The sequence below is a fragment of the Tatumella sp. JGM91 genome (assembly GCF_018257575.1).
GTDB lineage: Bacteria > Pseudomonadota > Gammaproteobacteria > Enterobacterales > Enterobacteriaceae > Tatumella > Tatumella punctata.
Genome location: NZ_JAERJP010000007.1, coordinates 57203 through 73373, shown reverse-complemented (window position 1 = coordinate 73373; position 16171 = coordinate 57203). Strand labels below are relative to the sequence as shown.

The window sequence follows — 16171 nt, the reverse complement described above, 5'->3', positions numbered from 1 at the left end:
TCTTATCATGCTTCGATAGCAACACGCAGTTTTTTCATCGCATTTTTTTCCAGCTGACGAACACGCTCAGCGGAAACACCGTACTTATCGGCCAGCTCCTGCAATGTGGTTTTGTTGTCATCATCCAGCCAGCGGGCGCGAATAATATGCTGGCTGCGTTCGTCGAGCCCCTGCATAGCATCACTGAGTTTGTCGGCTGCGTGTGATTCCCAGTTATCTTCTTCGATACCATCAGCAAAATCAGACGTTTTGTCCTGCAGATAAAACACCGGTGCTGCAGACTTACCCTCGGCATTTTCATCGTCCGGAGTCGGATCGAAAGTCATATCCTGAGCCGCCATCCGCGATTCCATCTCACGTACGTCTTTACTGCTGACACCCAGCTCGCGCGCCACCATTTCAACTTCATCCTGGTTAAACCAGCCAAGCCGCTGTTTGGTTTTACGCAGATTAAAGAATAACTTCCGCTGTGCTTTGGTGGTTGCTACTTTCACGATCCGCCAGTTACGCAGTACATATTCGTGAATTTCAGCTTTGATCCAGTGCACCGCGAACGAGACCAGACGCACACCCACTTCGGGGTTAAAACGGCGTACCGCCTTCATCAGACCGATATTACCTTCCTGAACAAGGTCAGCCTGAGGTAAACCATAACCTGCATAATTACGAGCGATATGAACCACAAAGCGCAAATGTGACAGGATCAGCTTTTTGGCTGCATCCAGATCGCCTTGGTAATGCAGCCGTTCAGCCAGCATTTTTTCCTCATCGGCTGTCAGCATCGGGCAGCCATTAGCCGCCCGGATATATGCATCAAGATTACCCAGAGGAGCAATAGCCAGAGCTTGCATTTCTTTGGTCATTCAAACCCTCTCAGAATTCATAAAAAATATTGCCTGATCCTTACAACCAGCACCTCTATTATGTCAGCCGTGTCAAAAGATCGAAAGCAATGCGTGCTATTAATCATTAAGACACAAAAGTTATCCACAGGTTCATTTTTACCTGTGAATATTTTGACAAGGCCCGGAGTACTGCGGGGAAAGCTCCTCTGCTCCCCGACCTTTGGCAACAGAGGAAAAGTATAGCAAAAAAATATTTCCCCTGATTACTGCGGTGTAAAACGGCGTAAATGTTGTGCCGTCGCCAGCCAGGCGGCTATCCAGCCCACCATCGCCGAAACCAGTAATAGCAGTAACGCTTCATCCCATGAGAAACCCGTCAGTGTAAAAGAAGTACTGAACACACTGGCGACATGGGAGACCACCGACTCCAGCCGGAAGACCAGAACCTCTGATAAAATCAGCGAGACAAAAGCGCCGGATAATCCAAGCATCGCACCGCCGTAAACAAAGGGGCGCAGAATAAAGCCATCTGTTGCACCGATCAGTTTCTGTACATTAATCGTATCGCGGCGGGCAAAAATACTCAGCCGGACACTGTTACCAATCACCAGGAAGACGGCCACCACCATCAGCAGCCCGATCATTAAAGCCACCTGACCGACAAGTCCGGTCAGAGCTGAAAGCCGGGCAAACCAGCTGTCATCCATCCGGACCTCATCAATACCACTCACTTTTGCTACCCGATCACGCAGGGTATTCATGGTCTCTGAATTCTGGAAATTCAGTGACGGCGTGATAATCGCCACCGCTGGCAGAGGATTCTGCTCAAGCATATCCATCGCACCGCCAAATCCGGACCAGTTACGGAATTCATTCAGTGCTTCTTCTCGGCTGAGATAATCCACATGCTGCACGCCGTCTGTCTGTTTCAGCTGGTTAATCACATTCTGTGCTGCGTCATCATCCAGTGTTTTCGACAGATAGACCGTCAGCTGAGGTGCCGGATACCATTCGGTCGCAGCCTGATCGACGTTTTTCCAGACGATATAACAGACACTGGGCAGTGTCAGTGAAATAGCGATAACGGTTACCGTCAGTAAGGTCGCTAACGGCTGACGCAGCATATCGGCAAGCATTCCGCGCCAGGCATAATGCCATTGCTCCTGCCACCCGCCGCGCAGTGCTTTCTCTTTAGATACCCGTTTTGGCTTTGGCTTAGACCTTGGTCTGGCCGCTGCCGCAGGCGACTTTTTAACCCGCCGGTTAACCTGATTTCCCTTACCGAACTTCATGCCACTCCCCCATGTAAACGTCCCTGACTGAGGGTCATCACACGATAATTTCTACGGGAAATAAGAGACATATCATGAGTTGCCATCAATACAGTGACACCAACGCGGTTAAATTCTTCAAATAAACGCAGGATATCTTCAGATAAGGCGTGATCAAGATTACCGGTCGGTTCGTCCGCCAGTAATAATGCCGGTTTATTCACCACTGCTCTGGCGATACCAACACGTTGCTGCTCACCCCCGGAAAGTTGTATCGGAAAACTTTTCGCTTTATCGAGAAGGCCGACCTTATCCAGTGCGGCAGACACCCGGCGGCGGATATCTTCGCCACTGGCGCCGGAAATAATTAACGGGATGGCGATATTATCGTAGACCGTTCTGTCCATCAGCAAATGATGATCCTGAAAGATCATCCCGATTTGCCGGCGCAGGAACGGGATCTCGCTATTACGCAAACGCGTTATATTATGGCCGCTAAACCAGATTTGTCCGGCACTGGGACGTTCAATTCCGCAGATCAATTTGAGCAATGTACTTTTACCTGCTCCCGAATGACCTGTCAGAAACGCCATTTCTCCCTGACGCAGATGAAAATCCACACCCTGAAGCGCCTGGCGTCCCCCCAGATAAGCTTTACTGACCTCTTCAAAGCGAATCATCCAAATTAGTCCTCTCGGGCAAACAATGCCTCTATAAAATCGCCGGCCTTAAATGGCCGTAAATCATCAATGCCTTCACCGACACCAATGTACCGGATAGGAATATTGAACTGGTCAGCCACGGAGAAAATCACCCCGCCTTTAGCTGTACCATCCAGTTTAGTCAGTGTAATACCGCTCAGGCCAACGGCTTCATTGAATAATTTCGCCTGACTGATCGCATTCTGCCCGGTGCTGGCGTCCAGGGTCAGCATCACCTCATGGGGAGCGCTGTCATCCAGTTTGCTCATCACACGGGTGATTTTCTTCAGTTCTTCCATCAGGTGAGATTTATTCTGCAGACGCCCTGCGGTATCGGCGATCAGCACATCAATCCCGCGGGATTTAGCCGCCTGAATTGCATCGAAAATCACCGATGCTGAATCCGCGCCCGTGTGCTGGGCAACCACCGGAATATTGTTGCGTTTGCCCCAGACTTCCAGCTGTTCCACCGCAGCGGCACGGAAGGTATCTCCGGCGGCCAGCATGACCGATTTCCCCTGAGACTGAAACTGGCGTGCCAGCTTACCGATGGTCGTGGTTTTACCCACACCATTCACACCGACCATCAGGATAACAAAAGGTGTTTTTCCTTCAATATCCAGCGGTTGTTCAACTTTATCCAGAATGGAGGACATTTCGTCTTTTAACAGACCATAAAGCGCCTCCGCATCCCGTAACTGTTTCCGGCTGGCATGTTCTGTCAGACTGCCAATAATCTTACGGGTCGTTTCAACCCCGACATCGGCGATAAGTAGTTGTTCTTCAAGCTCTTCAAACAGATCATCATCGATTTTTTTACCGCGAAATAAACCGATAAAACCGGAGCCAAGATTCTGTCGTGTTTTCACCAGGCTGCGTTTTAAACGGGCAAAAAAACCTTCCCGTGTCGGACGTTCCTGCTCGGTAACTCTCGCTGATTCAGGGGCATCAACAACCTGCGCTTCCGGACTATTCTGAGACACGGAGGGAACGTTTTCGCTTTGCGTCGCGATCGTTGCCGGTATCTCCTGACGGCTTTCGACGACAGCCGCTGAGGATTCAGACAGGCTGTTACTGTCCTGAGCGGCGTGCTCCGGGACCGGAGCCGCAACAGGCATCTGCTGTTCAGCCACTTTCGCCGCCAGTAGCTGCTCCGTATCCGTGTCAGGTGCCGTAACGCCGGACATCACCCCGGGTTCCTGTATCAGGGTCACAGGTTCAGGCACGTCAGCCGTCACCGGCTGTTCTGTCTCCGGTGAAGCAACGTCAACCGGCTGGTCAGGGACTGCCGGTGGCCGTTGCGACTCAGCCTCTGTAATCTCAGCAGCCATATCTGCCGCCGCAGGTAGCTCTGAGGTTTCTTCTGTCACTACAGGAACATCTGTACTGCCGGCCGCAGGGGTTTCCGTATCAGATGCGGGATCCTGCGCAGGGCCAGCGTCCGGGGTTTCTTTTTGTTCTGCGGGTTGTTTTTCCGGTTCTGCGGTATCTTCATCGCGACCAAAACCCAGCCAGGAGAAAAAGCCCCGTTTTTTTTCTTTTGCCATTATCTAACGACACTCCTTTAGGCCCGAATCAGAGAACCGCGTCAGGTTCTGCCAGAAAAAATTCGGAACATAGATGTTAATTTATCAAATCCCTGCCGCGATCAGGCACCCGCAGAGATCGTGAAAGCATAGTCAGATAGTCTATCATTTTCCTGGCATTGCATTACAGCACCCTTTTTTACCGTTTCTTATCACGCCGCTGCCCGTTAAACTAAGCAACAAATTATGAAGAGTTGTGATTGAAATGAAGAAACATTCCCGGGCACCGGCAGGTGCCGGACAAATACGAATTATTGGCGGACAATGGCGAGGCCGGAAACTTCCGGTCCCGGAAAGTGCCGGGCTGCGGCCAACCACTGACCGGGTACGGGAAACCCTGTTCAACTGGCTGGCGGCAGACCTGCCACAGGCCCGTTGCCTGGACTGTTTTGCCGGAAGTGGTGCTCTGGGTATCGAGGCATTGTCACGTTATGCGGGACATGTCACCTTAGTTGAGCTGGAACCTCAGGTGGCGCGTCAGCTGACAGGGAATCTGCGTACCCTTAACAGTAGCGCCGGACAGGTAATACAGGCAGACACCCTGCGCTGGTTAGGGACTCCCGGTCAGCCGTACGATATTGTGTTTATCGATCCCCCTTTCCGTAAAGGACTGCTGGCACAGACAATCACCTTACTGGATACCGGCGGCTGGCTGGCCAGCAATGCCTTGATCTATATTGAATGTGAAGTGGAACAAGGCGCTCCGCAGGTACCTGCCAGCTGGCAACTGCACCGTGAGAAAGTGGCAGGTCAGGTCGCTTATCGCCTCTATCATCACTCTGCACCGGACTCTCAGGGAGAATAATTATGTTACTTATCGGCGGACGTATCCTGATGCTGTTTGTCTGGGCTTTTTTACTGATGAATATAGTGCATCCGGCCCCGAAACCATTGAAATACTTTATTGATGTGGCACTGTTTTTTATGGTGGTGATGCACGGCCTGCAGCTGGTTTTACTGCGTGCCACCCAGCCCAAAGACGGGCCGGCACTCGGCGGTCTGACTCAGTTGAAAATATTTTTTTTTGGCGTTTTTGAACTGCTGGCCTGGCAGAAGAAAAATTATCCTAAACACTGAGCGACTCCGTCAACGGAACGCCACTCCCTGATCAGTGGCCGCCGGCGGTAAAACCGATAAAACGGGTGCCCTGCATACGTAAGGCGCCCGTTGTCCCGACCCTGCACTGATTATACTGCTCCTCTGACATCTGTACGCTGAAGTCATCACCCACCGGTTCGCGGCGGAACGTCACTTCATAACGCACTATTTCACCGGCAATCACTTCTCGTTGTCGTGAACGCCGGTTATCAGCCGTAAAGTCGCGTTTACTGACCACCAGCGCCTGTTGTGTAACCACCGGTGACGCATCATTCAGGGCATTTTCACTGCGTTGTCTGAAAAACTGCCGGCCGGCCAGCAGAATAATAGCAACGATGACGATAATAAAAATAAGCGGTGGTTTACTCATCAGGCCTCCGGGGCAGTGCGCAGGAAGAAATAAAATCTGTATTATTTTTCCTGTATTTTTCATCATTCACAGTAATAATCGCTGGCAGTGGCCGAAAGTCAAAGGGTATCGCGGATAGCACCGCTCTTGCCCGTTACCGGCCAGATTCGAAAAGGATTAAGGAAGAGCATATGCTTTGGTCATTTCTTGCAGTACTGTTTTCCGGATGGCTGTATATTGACGCCTCTTACCGTGGCCCGCGCTGGCAGCGCTGGTTGTTTAAACCCGTAACTTTTCTGCTAATGCTGGCATGGGCATGGCAGGCCCCTGTCCGCTCGGTCACGGATTATTTACTGATTGGCGGACTGGTTGCCGCTATGGCTGGCGGGGTCCTGAGTCTGTTGTCACGTCCGCAACTGGTCTACGCCTTCGGTACCATGTTCCTGTCGTATTTACTGTATACGCTCAGTCTGACCCGCGGGATAACCCTGACGATTTACTGGCCTGTCCCGGTAGCCCTGCTGGTCGCCGGTCTGCTGGTACTGATGACCATTCGTAAGCAACTGGACGAGCTCTGCTGGCCGGTATGCACCATGCTGACCATGGTATTAGTGATGTGCTGGCTGGCGATCCTGCAATATGTCAGCCTGCAAACCGATCAGACGCTGTCTTTAATGGCCGGGGCCATTTTACTGTTACTGGCGAATTTTTGCTGGTTAATCAGTTTTTTCCGTCATCGTTTCCCGGCCGACAGAGCAATTTATGAAGCCTTATTTATCCTCGGCCACTTTATGATTATTCGTTCCCTGTGGCTTTCCTGATACAGACCCGCAGGCAGACACCGTAATTTTTGTCTGCGGTGCTGTTGTCTCAGAGACCTTTTTTTACCAGATAATGAAAAGGCAACTGCGCGGTGTCCTGTTCCAGCAAGGTATGTTCCATAAAACGACAAAACCCCGGAATATCGCGTGTGGTTGCCGGATCATCGGCAATAATTAATAAAGTCTCACCTTCCTGCATATAACGAATGGTTTTACGCACCATCATTACCGGTTCGGGACAACGCAGACCCAGCGCATCGAGGGTATGATCGGCGCTACTGAAGAGATCACTCATGACGTACTCTGATAAACATAAAGGATGGTTATTCTACCCCGCGCCCGGCAGCCAGACAAACGCCTGAGGTGCGGTGATCAACAGAGACTTTTCTTGCATTGTCTCGCCAGGCAGGTAACATGCGAGCGGTTTATTGTACACTGTAATGCCGGAAGACTGCCTGCGTTCACGCAGCCCTCCGGCCGATATATGGGTTCCCTCACCCCAACCTAAAAAGGCCAGCTATGATCACCTTTACTCCCCGCCAGCAATGGTTTGCCGGTGTCGTTTTGTCTGTATTTCATTTACTGATTATTACCTCAAGTAATTACCTGGTGCAGTTGCCCGTCGATATTTTCGGGTTTCATACCACCTGGGGTGCATTCAGTTTTCCGTTTATCTTCCTCGCCACTGACCTGACGGTACGCATTTTTGGTGCACCGCTGGCCAGACGCATTATTTTGCTGGTGATGCTCCCTGCTCTGGGGGTTTCTTACGTTGTGTCCTGTTTTTTTTATCAGGGCAGCTGGCAGGGCTGGGATTCACTGCAGCACATCAATGTCGTCGTCGCCAGAATAGCGCTGGCCAGCTTTATGGCTTATGTTCTGGGACAGATACTGGATATTTACGTATTCGACCGGCTGCGCCGCCTGTCCCGCTGGTGGCTGGCTCCGGCTGCGGCAATGTTTCTGGGAAATATCAGCGATACACTGGCATTTTTCTTTATCGCATTTTATCACAGCAGTGATGCGTTTATGGCTCAGCACTGGTTCGAAATCGCCCTGGCGGACTACAGTTATAAGATATTTATTTGCCTGGTCTTTTTCCTGCCTGCCTATGGTGTGCTGCTGAATGCTATCCTGAAAAAGATGTCCGGCAGGACGCAACAACCCGCGGTCAGTTCAGGTTAACACTGAATGACCGGGTCTGTGACAACAGCTAAGATTTGGTGACAATCAACGGATTGCTTTTCCCGTTCATTTTCGTTGTGATCACCCGATGTGAAATATAAAAAGGAATTCAGATGAGCAAGTTACTTAAATACCTCAGTGTCGGATTACTGGTCATCGGTCTGGCTGCATGTGACCAGAAGAAAGAGGATACTGCCGGGCAGCATGCCGCCGCCAGCCAGCAGGATGCACAAACCGTGACCCTGGCCGGGGGAAAACTGAGTTTCACCCTGCCATCAGGAATGACAGATCAGACCGGGAAACTCGGCACCACCGGCAATAACATGCATGTTTATGCAAACAATAATGGGCAACAGGCGATTATCGTGATTACCGGTGATAACACCAGTGAAGCACTGGATGTACTCAGTCAGCGGCTGGAACAACAGCAGCGCAACCGTGACCCGCAGTTGCAGGTCGTCTCTGATAAAGAAATTACCCTGAGTGGTCACCCGGCGCAGCAGCTGGACAGCGTTATTTCTGCCAAAAACCAGACAAACTGGTCAACGGTGGTGATGACCAAAGTTGACGGAAAACTGATTACTCTGCAAATCTCATTACCTGCCGATAATCAGGCCCAGTCACAAACTACCGCCGAAAATATTGTGAAAACAATTACACTGAAATAATTTTCAGTGACGATTATCACGCCTCGTCAGGGCGTGATAATCCTGTTCTGTCAGTGAGACACATACCTGCCATTTCCCCCTGACTTCTCCATAACGACCAAAAAATACCCAAAATATCTTTTAGTATACAAAAAGGTTATACTTAACCGTTCATTACAATAATAAGTCCGTTAATTTATTGTACGATCAGGGTGGTCCGAAACGACAATTTGCATCTATGCTTACTATCGCCGGTAATATTTTTACACATCGATTACCGGGGATCATGCTGATAACTTATGAACAAAATACAGGTATTCATATGAAATTGCGTAGGAAGCGTATAAAACCCATTGGGATTGATGACGTCACCATTATCGATGACGCCAGGTTGCGGAAGGCGATTACTGCTGCATCGCTAGGCAACGCCATGGAATGGTTTGATTTCGGGGTTTATGGATTTGTTGCCTTTGCATTAGGTAAAGTATTTTTCCCTTCAGCATCTCCCGGTATCCAGATGATTGCGGCTCTCGCCACCTTCTCTGTTCCGTTCCTGATCCGCCCGTTGGGTGGGCTGTTCTTCGGTATGCTCGGCGATAAATACGGCCGACAGAAAATCCTGTCCATCACTATCGTCATTATGTCGATCAGTACTTTCTGTATAGGACTTATCCCCTCATATGCCTCCATCGGTATCTGGGCACCGATCCTGCTGTTAATTGCTAAAATGGCGCAGGGGTTCTCCGTCGGCGGAGAATATACCGGAGCATCTATTTTTGTTGCCGAATACTCCCCTGACCGTAAACGCGGTTTTATGGGTAGCTGGCTCGACTTTGGTTCCATTATCGGCTTTGTCCTCGGTGCAGGGATTGTGGTGCTTATCTCTACCATCGTCGGTGACGAAAAATTCATGGAATGGGGCTGGCGTTTGCCGTTCTTCCTGGCATTACCGTTAGGGGTGGTCGGGCTCTATTTACGCCACGCCCTGGAAGAAACGCCTGCGTTTCAGCAACATGTGGATAAACTTGAGCAAGGCGACCGTGAAGGGTTACAGGATGGTCCGAAAGTCTCATTCAGAGAAATTGCCACCAAACACTGGAAAAGCCTGTTGTCCTGTGTCGGTCTGGTGATTTCGACCAATGTGACCTATTACATGTTACTGACCTATATGCCCAGCTATCTGACCCATAATCTGCATTATTCAGAAGATCACGGGGTACTGATCATCATTGCAATAATGATTGGTATGCTGTTCGTTCAGCCGGTAATGGGTATGCTCAGTGACCGTTTCGGGCGTCGTCCGTTTGTAATTATCGGCAGTATTGCCCTGCTGATTTTTGCGATTCCGGCGTTTATGCTGATCACCAGTAATGTACTCGGACTGATCTTTGCAGGGCTGCTGATTCTGGCAGTGATCCTCAATGCCTTTACCGGCGTCATGGCTTCTACCCTGCCGGCAATGTTTCCGACCCATATCCGTTATAGTGCGCTGGCCAGTGCCTTTAATATTTCGATTCTGGTTGCCGGTCTGACCCCGACACTCGCCGCCTGGCTGGTGGAGGCGACCAATAACCTGTTTATGCCGGCTTATTATCTGATGGTTATCGCGGTGATTGGCTTACTGACCGGTATCTTTATGAAAGAAACCGCCAACAAACCTTTAAGCGGTGCAACACCGGCAGCTTCTGATCTGGCAGAAGCCAGAGAGATTCTGCAGGAACACCACGACAATATCGAACACAAAATTGAAGATATTGACGAGGAAATTGCCCGCCTGGAAGCTAAACGGAAAACCCTGGTACAACAGCATCCGGACATTAACGAGTAATCCCCTCTCCCTCAGCGGGCCCCCGCTGAGGGATATTATGTAACAATTATTGCGGCTTACATCGTCTCTGCTGGTTAAAAGGAGTAGACTGGAATCACATTTTAATCAGTGCCGGGTATAGTATGTCCGATTTCTCTCTTGTGCAGCGTCCAAGAAGGCTGCGTAAAAACTCATCTGTCCGTGAACTCTTCAAAGAAACCTCTCTGAGCCTGAATGATCTGGTATTGCCAATCTTTGTCGAAGAAGGGCTGGATGATTATCAGCCAATCACGGCCATGCCTGGCGTGGTACGAATTCCTGAAAAGCGGCTGGCCTATGAAATAGAGCGTATTGCCCGGGCAGGGATCCGTTCAGTGATGACCTTTGGCATCTCTCACCATCTGGATGACACCGGCAGCGACAGCTGGGCAGAGAATGGCCTGGTCTCAAGAATGTCACGTATCTGCAAAGACACGGTGCCGGACATGGTGGTTATGTCAGATACCTGCTTCTGCGAATATACCTCTCATGGGCACTGCGGGGTCCTGTGCAACGGTGCGGTACATAATGATCAGACGCTGGTTAACCTGGGTAAACAGGCGGTTGCCGCAGCCTCTGCCGGTGCTGATTTTATCGCCCCTTCCGCAGCGATGGATGGCCAGGTAAAAGCGATCCGTCAGGCGCTGGATGCTGCCGGATTTACTGATACGGCCATTATGTCCTATTCCACCAAATTTGCGTCTGCCTTTTACGGCCCGTTCCGCGAAGCCGCCGGCACAGCACTGAAAGGGGATCGTAAAACCTATCAGATGAACCCGATGAACCGCCGCGAGGCTATCCGTGAGTCACTGATTGATGAGGCTGAAGGGGCCGATGCGCTGATGGTGAAACCGGCCGGTGCCTATCTGGATATATTGCGTGATATTCGCGAACGTACTGATTTACCGCTGGCGGCGTATCAGGTCAGTGGTGAGTATGCGATGATTAAATTCGCTGCTCAGGCCGGTGCTATCGATGAGCAGAACGTTGTTCTGGAAAGCCTGGGCGCTATAAAACGCGCCGGTGCCGATATTATTATGAGTTATTTTGCTCTGGAATTAGCTGAGCAGAAAATTCTGACCCGCTAATCGCCGGCAGACAGAGCAGCACAAAAAAAGGCGTCCGCGGGGACGCCTTTTCACTGACCGGAAAAATTATTTTTTATTCTCCGGTTCGTAATACTGTACCCCGATGGTAATACGTTCACGGCCCGTCGCTACACGGTGACGGTTAGTGTCACGCAACGAGTAGATACAGCCACAATATTCCTGCTGATAAAAACGTTCCCGCTTACTGATATCGATCATCCGGGCGGAGCCACCGCCTTTACGCCAGTTAAACTCCCAGTACATCATGTCCGGATATTTTTCCGCCGCACGGACACCGCAACCATTGATTTGCTTCATATCCTTCCAGCGGGAAATCCCCAGCGACGAAGTGATCACCGGGAAACCATGCTCGTGGGCATATAATGCAGTACGCTCGAAACGCATATCGAAACACATCGTACAGCGTTCTCCGCGTTCCGGAGACCACTCCATTCCTTTAGCCCGCTCAAACCAGTTGTCACGGTCATAGTCCGCATCCACAAAAGGCACACCAAATTTCTCGGCAAACCGAATGTTTTCTTCTTTACGTAATTCGTATTCTTTCAGCGGATGGATATTCGGATTATAGAAGAAAATGGTGTATTCAATCCCCGATGCCAGCATGGCTTCCATCACTTCCCCGGAGCAAGGGGCACAGCAGGAATGCAGTAATACTTTATTATGACCACCTGGCAGAGGAAGTGGTTTTCTTTCGATAGCGTCAGACATACTCAGATTTCCAAAACGTAGCAACAGCGAAAAAGCGTCATCAGGGTCAGTGCCCGGATGTAAAGTATACAGCATATTGTTATAGGATTTTATTCAATACGCCAGTACGGAATAGCAAAAACGCCATTTTTTCGCGGAACCGCGCCGTTCAGCAGAGTACAACTACCGCACAATGAGACGGGTGACAGACACGGACGGCCGAAACGACCGTCGCGTATCGGTCAGGCAACAAGCTCAGCAGACACCCTGTGCAAACGGTTCAGCGCATTGAGAAACGCGTCCAGTTCATCATTGAGCCGTGTGAGGATCACATCATCAATCTGTACATCCCTTTCTCCAGGGATGATTTGCGAATCGTTGGCAAAAACCCCATGCAGAATATCCCTGGCTTTCAGGGCACCCAGCACCGGTTTAAGTGCATAATCGATTGCCAGCATATGCGCATGACTGCCGGCAGTCGCCACCGGTAATACTACTTTATTTTCCAGTGCCCGTTCAGGTAACAGATCCAGTACGGTTTTTAATGCTCCGGAGTAAGACGCTTTATATACCGGCGTTGCAATAATCAGTCCCTGCGCACTGGCAAGGTCTTCTTTAAACAGAGAGATTGCAGGTGCATCAAACCGGGCCTGAATTAAATCCGCGGGCTCAAAATGCTGAATATTCCACGGCAGGACTTCGACCCCCCGGGATTCAAGTATTTTCTGGCTACGTGTCAGTAATGCCGCAGAGCGCGAAGGAAAACGCGGACTTCCGGCTAAAGTCACTACCCGCATGACTGTCCCCTTATCAGTGTGTTGTTTTCAGCAGAAAATGTGTCCACAGCATGACAGAATTACCGGTTAAGGAAAAATAATATATCCGGCAAAGCTATTGCCGGATATGAATAATCCGTACCGCCGGCTACGCGGATGGCTGTTATGCGGTTATTTTATAGCTGATAGCCGGGTTTCTTTATCAGTTGATCCATCTGTGGCGCAATTTGCGTATCCCAGACCGTGGATTTCCAGTTTTCCTGCGGCACATATTTCAGTGCAATACTGACCGCTGAATCACTGCTGTTCAGATGTTCCTGTAACACTGCGGTCATGGCCCCGGCCAGGGCTGTTTTTTGCTCATCAGTTAACTCACGTGGAAAAGACTGTATTTCAATATGCGGCATAACCGGCTCCTGTCTGAATAGATAATACGCTGTATAAGGCGACGGTTCCGATAATGACATCAGAATCTGTCACAGGAAAGTCCGCATCCGTTATACACACGTGGCTGCTGCGTCAGGAGCATTCTGCCGCCATAACAGAATTAGATAATCCGTTGGTGTATGCGCTGTTTTTTTGTGCGACTGATCATCTTCACCGCGACTTTTTCCACAGCCAGCAGGAAAAACTGCCGGCTACACAGCCCCGCTGCCACAGGCTACTGTATTGATTCCGTAAACAGGGATTCAGTGTTCTTCGCGAAACAGCAGGCAAAAGGAGTCACTATGGAGCAGGCAGCAGCAATGACAGATCAGCAACTCGCCATTCAGGGACTTGCCGACCAGATAATGTCACAGATTCACTGCCTGTTTACCGCCTCAGGTATCCATCCCACCGCGGTACAGCAACAGATGTTGCAATCACACGTTCAGGCCATGGCTCTGCGCTCACGAACCGGCGAAGCCTTGCCAGTGGTCGACAGGGAGCTATTTGATGAAATCTCCCCGGCGTCAATGGCACTGGCCACCAGCATCGTCAGCCTGTTCGGTAATCTGCCGCAGGAAGAAGCATGGCTATTATCGGTTCATTTCGAAGTGGCCAGAGAATCCCCCTGAGGTTTTGTCGCCTGCAGCCACGCCTGAAAAACAGTACAGGCGCGTTATCCCCCCCCTCAATAAGGAAGAAAATATGTCAAAGGTGATCGTAGTGATTGGAGACCGTCTGGGCAAAGGTCAGAAAGTCGCGGCCGGGGTAGAAAAAGCGGGAGGTACCGCCATCGTGATTGCCGGCGTTGCGGCAGATATGAAGCTGGGCGAAACCATGCATGCGCAGGGTGCATCATTCGGCCTCTCCTTTTGCGGCAGCGGCGGCGCAGGAGCGATTACCGCCCGGACAACATATGGGTATCCGGCAAAGTATGGCATGCGTTCGGTTGACGAGGGTGTCACGGCGATTAACGAGGGAAACAAAGTGCTGGGCTTCGGTTTTATGGATCAGGAAGTACTCGGAGAGCGGCTGGTGCAGGCCTGGATAAAAAAATACGGTGGATAGCCGATGAAGGAACAATTTGTCACCACCGTCAGGGTCAGGGGAAACGGTATCAGCAAAGTCAATGCCTTTACTGATGCCCTCGGCCAGGTACAGAGGACGGTATTGTTATCGACACGTAAAGTGTTACTGCGCATTGAACCCCGGGAAGTGAAAGTGATTCAGGCCAATTATCAGTGTAAGCGTGAGCGATTTTTGTTCTTTTTCCTGGCGAGAAAACGTTACCGCTACAGTATTGAGCTGGAAATTACCGCCAGTGTTTCTGCCGTTGATACGGAAAGTATCAATTTCACCCTGCAGTAGCTCTGCGACGAGGAAAGCACTATGTTTTTACTCATTTTATTTAAATCACTGATTATTGGCGGTCTGGTGGGCGCGGGGGTCGGTGCCGGGGCAGCGCGTATGTTTCATGCGCCGGCGACACAAGGTATGGGAGCATTCAGAACGTTAGGTGAGCTTAATTCCTGTGCCGGTGATCCTGCTTCTCATTTCTCCTTCGGACTGGGGTTTTTCTTTAATGCCTGGGCATCCTCGGTCGCTGCGGGTGCATTCACCCAGGATGTTGACCATCGTATTATCCCCAACTGGGGAGCTGCCGTTCTGCTAATCAGCAACCGTAATGTCGCGAAAACCCTGCACGATCCGAAAAAAATGACCCTTGCCTGCACCCTGATCGGGATGCTGGTGGTGACATTTCTCAATTCGACGGCTTCGGCGGTGCCGGCGGCGCTGCAGGTTACGGCGGTGAAAGTACTGGTCCCGGCGGCCAACCTGCTGGTTAACACGGTTATGCCGGTGATCTTCTGGCTGGCAGCGATCGATGCCGGTAAAAAGTCTGGCCTCTGGGCCACGGTTTTTGGCGGGTTATCCCAGCTGATCATGGGGAATGCTGTTCCCGGTGTCGTACTGGGGATCCTGATTGGTAAGGGTGTGGAGGAAAGTGGCTGGAACAGGATCACTAATATTATGATGGCCGCCGTTATCGTCCTGTTTGCCATGAGCGCTTTCTTCCGCGGATTCGATATCCAGATGTTGCAATCCTTCCGGCTGGATGTTCCTGGCTGGCTGGGAGCTCTGCATAACCTGCTGAACGGTAAATAGGAGACTTATCACCATGGAATCGTCACAAGACAACTTCTGGTACGCCGACCGCGCGTTTCCTCTGTTTGTCGGCCTGCTCTCTGCCGGTGTCTTCGCCGGAACCCATATGTACTACGTCTATGGTATCGGGGCATTTAATGAGGTGGCCTTTGTTTCAATGCTGCGTTCCGGGATAGAAACCGGTGTCTATGGCGCTGTCGCCGCATTCGGTGCCAGTTTCCTGTTCGCCAGGATAATCGAAGGTTCACTGGTCGGTATCCTGGATATCGGTGGCGCAATCCAGACCGGTATCGGCCTGGGGGTACCGGCTCTGCTGCTGGCCGCAGGGATCACCTTACCGGTGACCAGCTTTCTGTTATCTCTGGTCACCGGTTTTCTGCTCGGGCTGGCGATTGGCTACATTATTATCCTGGCAAGGAAATTCACGATTAATAACAGCCATTCAACCTACGGTGCTGACGTCATGATGGGGGCCGGTAACGCATCAGGCCGTTTTCTCGGGCCACTGATTATTCTGTCAGCCATGGCAACGTCCATACCGATTGGCCTCGGGTCACTGGCCGGTGCACTGCTGTTTTATCTGTGGGATAAGCCGATTACCGGCGGTGCTATTCTCGGTGCAATGTTACTGGGTACCCTTTTCCCTGTCTCTCTGTGA

21 protein-coding genes are annotated in these 16171 nt (G+C 50.8%); 12 read left to right on the top strand and 9 right to left on the bottom strand.

The genetic code is table 11. The features are described 5' to 3' along the window. Positions 1-5: 5 nt before the first annotated feature. The 4 genes from rpoH to ftsY all read right to left on the bottom strand — a co-directional run bounded on the left by rpoH (position 6) and on the right by ftsY (position 4364). Positions 6-863, bottom strand: coding sequence for an RNA polymerase sigma factor RpoH (gene rpoH / locus JK198_RS06600; RefSeq protein WP_212707357.1), 858 nt, complete (start codon positions 861-863; stop codon positions 6-8). A 245-nt stretch (positions 864-1108) separates the two neighbouring features. Then, the gene (gene ftsX, locus JK198_RS06595; protein WP_212710308.1) at positions 1109-2137 is read right to left on the bottom strand and encodes a permease-like cell division protein FtsX; all 1029 of its coding nucleotides are present in this window, start codon (positions 2135-2137) and stop codon (positions 1109-1111) included. Then, a complete protein-coding gene (ftsE, locus tag JK198_RS06590) occupies positions 2134-2796 on the bottom strand; it encodes a cell division ATP-binding protein FtsE (RefSeq protein WP_029685343.1) in 663 nt (220 codons plus the stop codon). The genes ftsX and ftsE overlap by 4 nt, the downstream gene beginning before the upstream one ends. 5 nt (positions 2797-2801) lie before the next feature. Then, positions 2802-4364, bottom strand: a complete 1563-nt coding sequence (gene ftsY / locus JK198_RS06585; RefSeq protein ID WP_212707355.1) for a signal recognition particle-docking protein FtsY — start codon at positions 4362-4364, stop codon at positions 2802-2804. Positions 4365-4608: 244 nt separating this feature from the next. Between ftsY and rsmD the strand changes: the two genes are divergently transcribed. Beyond that, positions 4609-5208, top strand: a complete 600-nt coding sequence (gene rsmD, locus JK198_RS06580) for a 16S rRNA (guanine(966)-N(2))-methyltransferase (RefSeq protein WP_212707354.1) — start codon at positions 4609-4611, stop codon at positions 5206-5208. Between the two features lie 2 nt (positions 5209-5210). After that, the gene (locus JK198_RS06575) at positions 5211-5480 is read left to right on the top strand and encodes a DUF1145 family protein (protein ID WP_212707353.1); all 270 of its coding nucleotides are present in this window, start codon (positions 5211-5213) and stop codon (positions 5478-5480) included. Positions 5481-5511: 31 nt separating this feature from the next. Here the strand turns inward: JK198_RS06575 and JK198_RS06570 are convergent, their stop codons facing one another. Beyond that, a complete protein-coding gene (locus JK198_RS06570; RefSeq protein ID WP_212707352.1) occupies positions 5512-5871 on the bottom strand; it encodes a DUF2500 domain-containing protein in 360 nt (119 codons plus the stop codon). A 170-nt stretch (positions 5872-6041) separates the two neighbouring features. Between JK198_RS06570 and JK198_RS06565 the strand changes: the two genes are divergently transcribed. After that, positions 6042-6671 (top strand): lysoplasmalogenase family protein, encoded by a 630-nt coding sequence (locus tag JK198_RS06565; protein ID WP_212707351.1) that lies wholly within the window; start codon positions 6042-6044, stop codon positions 6669-6671. A gap of 49 nt (positions 6672-6720) precedes the next feature. Here JK198_RS06565 and tusA read toward each other — a convergent pair whose 3' ends face one another. Then, the gene (gene tusA, locus JK198_RS06560) at positions 6721-6966 is read right to left on the bottom strand and encodes a sulfurtransferase TusA (RefSeq protein WP_212707350.1); all 246 of its coding nucleotides are present in this window, start codon (positions 6964-6966) and stop codon (positions 6721-6723) included. Positions 6967-7190: 224 nt separating this feature from the next. On the opposite strand from tusA, the gene JK198_RS06555 reads away from it, so the two are divergent. The 4 genes from JK198_RS06555 to hemB all read left to right on the top strand — a co-directional run bounded on the left by JK198_RS06555 (position 7191) and on the right by hemB (position 11437). After that, positions 7191-7856, top strand: coding sequence for a 7-cyano-7-deazaguanine/7-aminomethyl-7-deazaguanine transporter (locus tag JK198_RS06555; protein WP_212707349.1), 666 nt, complete (start codon positions 7191-7193; stop codon positions 7854-7856). Between the two features lie 113 nt (positions 7857-7969). Continuing rightward, positions 7970-8524: a DcrB family lipoprotein gene (locus JK198_RS06550; RefSeq protein ID WP_212707348.1), complete on the top strand. Its 555-nt coding sequence runs from the start codon at positions 7970-7972 to the stop codon at positions 8522-8524. A 301-nt stretch (positions 8525-8825) separates the two neighbouring features. Further along, positions 8826-10331 (top strand): glycine betaine/L-proline transporter ProP, encoded by a 1506-nt coding sequence (proP, locus tag JK198_RS06545; protein ID WP_212707347.1) that lies wholly within the window; start codon positions 8826-8828, stop codon positions 10329-10331. Between the two features lie 122 nt (positions 10332-10453). Then, positions 10454-11437, top strand: coding sequence for a porphobilinogen synthase (gene hemB / locus JK198_RS06540; protein WP_212707346.1), 984 nt, complete (start codon positions 10454-10456; stop codon positions 11435-11437). Between the two features lie 66 nt (positions 11438-11503). On the opposite strand, the gene JK198_RS06535 is transcribed toward hemB, so the two are convergent. The 3 genes from JK198_RS06535 to pptA all read right to left on the bottom strand — a co-directional run bounded on the left by JK198_RS06535 (position 11504) and on the right by pptA (position 13328). Continuing rightward, complete coding sequence (locus tag JK198_RS06535) at positions 11504-12166, bottom strand: epoxyqueuosine reductase QueH (protein WP_212707429.1); 663 nt, start codon at positions 12164-12166, stop codon at positions 11504-11506. Positions 12167-12387: 221 nt separating this feature from the next. Further along, positions 12388-12942 (bottom strand): NADPH-dependent FMN reductase, encoded by a 555-nt coding sequence (gene ssuE, locus JK198_RS06530; RefSeq protein ID WP_212707345.1) that lies wholly within the window; start codon positions 12940-12942, stop codon positions 12388-12390. A 155-nt stretch (positions 12943-13097) separates the two neighbouring features. Beyond that, positions 13098-13328, bottom strand: a complete 231-nt coding sequence (gene pptA / locus JK198_RS06525; protein ID WP_212707344.1) for a tautomerase PptA — start codon at positions 13326-13328, stop codon at positions 13098-13100. A gap of 321 nt (positions 13329-13649) precedes the next feature. Here pptA and JK198_RS06520 point away from each other — a divergent pair, with 321 nt between their 5' ends. From JK198_RS06520 to JK198_RS06500, 5 genes are all read left to right on the top strand, one after another. Then, the gene (locus JK198_RS06520; RefSeq protein WP_212707428.1) at positions 13650-13979 is read left to right on the top strand and encodes a glycine dehydrogenase; all 330 of its coding nucleotides are present in this window, start codon (positions 13650-13652) and stop codon (positions 13977-13979) included. Positions 13980-14052: 73 nt separating this feature from the next. Continuing rightward, positions 14053-14415 carry an SFCGS family glycine-rich protein gene (locus JK198_RS06515; RefSeq protein ID WP_212707343.1) on the top strand — a complete coding sequence of 121 codons (363 nt, stop codon included), beginning with the start codon at positions 14053-14055 and terminating at the stop codon, positions 14413-14415. Positions 14416-14418: 3 nt separating this feature from the next. Further along, a complete protein-coding gene (locus JK198_RS06510) occupies positions 14419-14715 on the top strand; it encodes a DUF4312 family protein (RefSeq protein WP_212710307.1) in 297 nt (98 codons plus the stop codon). A gap of 21 nt (positions 14716-14736) precedes the next feature. Beyond that, complete coding sequence (locus tag JK198_RS06505) at positions 14737-15513, top strand: DUF4311 domain-containing protein (protein ID WP_212707341.1); 777 nt, start codon at positions 14737-14739, stop codon at positions 15511-15513. A gap of 13 nt (positions 15514-15526) precedes the next feature. Further along, positions 15527-16171, top strand: coding sequence for a DUF4310 family protein (locus JK198_RS06500; RefSeq protein ID WP_212707340.1), 645 nt, complete (start codon positions 15527-15529; stop codon positions 16169-16171).